The following is a 1,330-nucleotide window of genomic DNA, read 5'->3' on the forward strand; positions in this document are numbered from 1 at the left end:
GGGCTCATTTTTAATTTTGCCTTAATCCGTTTCGTATTATAATAATCTATATATTTTTCTAATTCTATTTTAAAGTGCTCTACATTTTCAAATTCTTTTATGTAGAGGAACTCCGACTTCATAATCCCAAAGAAATTTTCTATTACTGCGTTGTCGTAACAGTTGCCTTTTCGAGACATACTCTGGACGATAGCTCTTGATTCAAGTGTAAGGACGTACTGTCTCATTTGATAATGCCATCCTTGATCCGAATGCATCAGTAGCTGGTGGGTTTCAGGTAAACGTTCCAATGCTTTCTCTAACATGTCTGAAACAAGCGAATACGTCGGTCTAGAACCAATTGTATAGGTAATAATTTCACCATTATACAAATCTAATACAGGTGATACATACAGTTTTTCTCCAAACAATTTAAACTCTGTGATGTCTGTTACCCACTTTTGATTCGGTGCATCTGTATAAAAATTACGCTCTAAAATATTAGGTGCAATTCTACCGACTTTTCCTTTATAGGATTTATATTTCTTCATACGCACAACACACTTTAACCCAAGCTCTTTCATAATGCGCTGAACCTTCTTGTGGTTCACTTTCTGGCCACGATTCGTTAATTCATCACGAATGCGACGGTAACCATAACGACCTTCATTTTCCTCATAAATCGCTTTAATCTCAGCTTTCAAATCGGCATCTAGATCTGGACGATTCATTTTCTTTACTAAATCATAATACGTGCTTCGAGGAATAGTAGCTAGCTCCACGAGTGCCTTGACCGAATATTTATGCCTTAATTCGTAGACTACTTGCGCTTTGTCTTGTTTTGTGATTTTTCCTTGTTTTGAACTAAGGCATTTAACTTTTTTAAGTACTCATTTTCCATCTCAAGCTGTTTAATGCGTGCTTCAAGTGCTTCGACTGACCCTTCAGCTAAAGGTTGTTTTAATTGTTTATTTGAATCTTTTTTCATGGATGGACGCCCCTTTTTCTTAGATTGAAGGGCATCAATTCCTTGTGTTTCGAGCTGTTTTTTCCAAACAGAAATCGTTGAAGGGGCAGGAATATTAAAGATAGCTGCCGTTTCAAATAAGGACATACCGTTTTCAATCATAAAGTTTAGTACGTCTAGTTTAAATTGTTGTGTGTAATTTGTACATCGTTTTAGAAAAGCTTCCAGACCATTCTGTTTATATTGGTTTACCCAATTCAAAATGATTGTGTCACTTATACCGAGCGATTTACCTATTTCTCGATAACTTTCATTTCCGTTCAAATAACGTAGAACGATTTGTATTTTTTCATCAGCTGTAAATTTAGCCATAGAAAAACTGCA

The 1,330-nt window shown here is 35.6% G+C and carries 1 protein-coding gene; it reads right to left on the minus strand.

Annotated elements, in window-relative coordinates; translation table 11 throughout:
* Positions 1–1,318, minus strand: a protein-coding gene (locus OXT04_RS29460; protein ID WP_098648453.1) for an IS3 family transposase whose coding sequence is annotated in 2 segments (ribosomal slippage) — positions 1–865 and positions 865–1,318 — 1,319 coding nt annotated over the 2 segments. Because the reading frame shifts where the segments join, the coding sequence is not laid out codon by codon here. This gene is flagged as partial in the annotation.
* Positions 1,319–1,330 lie beyond the last annotated feature (12 nt).

The organism is Bacillus sp. GC_Bacil_1, from assembly GCF_026540675.1.
In the GTDB taxonomy this organism is placed as follows: Bacteria; Bacillota; Bacilli; order Bacillales; family Bacillaceae_G; genus Bacillus_A; species Bacillus_A cereus.